Annotated in this window: 2 protein-coding genes; one reads left to right on the top strand and one right to left on the bottom strand. The window is 60.8% G+C overall.

Translation table 11 applies throughout. The annotated features are described in order from the left end of the window. A partial coding sequence (locus Q1B08_RS21535; protein WP_299823442.1) for a phage holin family protein occupies positions 1–364 on the bottom strand: 364 nt, incomplete at its 3' end. A gap of 252 nt (positions 365–616) precedes the next feature. On the opposite strand from Q1B08_RS21535, the gene Q1B08_RS21530 reads away from it, so the two are divergent. Then, positions 617–937 (top strand): hypothetical protein (locus tag Q1B08_RS21530; RefSeq protein WP_299823439.1); only part of this gene is annotated, 321 nt, incomplete at its 3' end.

Here is a 937-nt window from a genome sequence, read left to right as displayed (position 1 = left end):
CGACATTCTGATTGATCGCAGTGACCACCTGGGCCTGCCCCTCGTCGAGCCCGTCGAGCGCGACGACCTCCCGAGCCACCGAAGGGTCGTCGCCGAAGATGCCGACGAGCAGGCGCGCGACGCCGCTGACGAGGGCGGACAGCAGAATGCCGAGCGAGACCGCCAGGAGCACGGCGCCCGCGATCAGCTCGCCGATTGCGGACTTCAGTTGTGCCGCTTTCTCGGACATCTCGGCTTTGACAAGCTGGATTTCCCGCTGAGCCAGGTTCGAGGCATGCCGCACGACATCGCCGGCGAGGCCGCCGGCGGAACGAGACGCGTGGGCGGGATCGGCGGGGCGGTCTGGATCGTCTGAGTGTGTCATCTGGTCGGCTCCGAATGAGGGAGAAGCTGCGATGCGAGGCCCACGCTATAGTCGGGCTCGAAACACATGCGGTCAGAAATCGTTAACGGAACAAGATGCGATACGTTCCATTCCTACAGGAAGCAAACGGAACAAAATAACCCGCTCGGTCATTCAGGAACATGAAATTTCCTTTGCAAAAAAAGCCGCAATAAACTCTTCGCTACAAAAGCCGCACAAAACCGCAACCAAAAGACAGAATGGAAAAGCCCGATGAAATCCACTCTTTCGACTTTACTCGTCAGTACCGCTCTGGCGGTCCCTTTTGCCGCGCATGCCCAGCAAACCTCGCTCGAGGAGGCCTGCGCCAACCTTCAGGCCGCAATCGCCAGCGAATTACCCGAAGGAGCCGACGAAGCGCAGGTGACGCAGATCGTCGAGACCGGCGACGGTGAAGCTTGCCGTGTCGAATACGAGCGTCTGTTCGTTGCTCAGGATCAGTCGGATCAGGCGCAGACCGAGACCAGCGCGACCGTGGCCGAGACGGAGTCGGTGACGCTGACCCTGCAGGACGAGGTCACGATCCAGGGCCGC

Origin of the sequence: uncultured Jannaschia sp., assembly GCF_947494025.1 — a bacterium.
In the GTDB taxonomy this organism is placed as follows: Bacteria; Pseudomonadota; Alphaproteobacteria; order Rhodobacterales; family Rhodobacteraceae; genus Jannaschia.
Note: the sequence above shows the minus strand (reverse complement) of the source record. Positions and strands in the feature narration are given on the sequence as shown.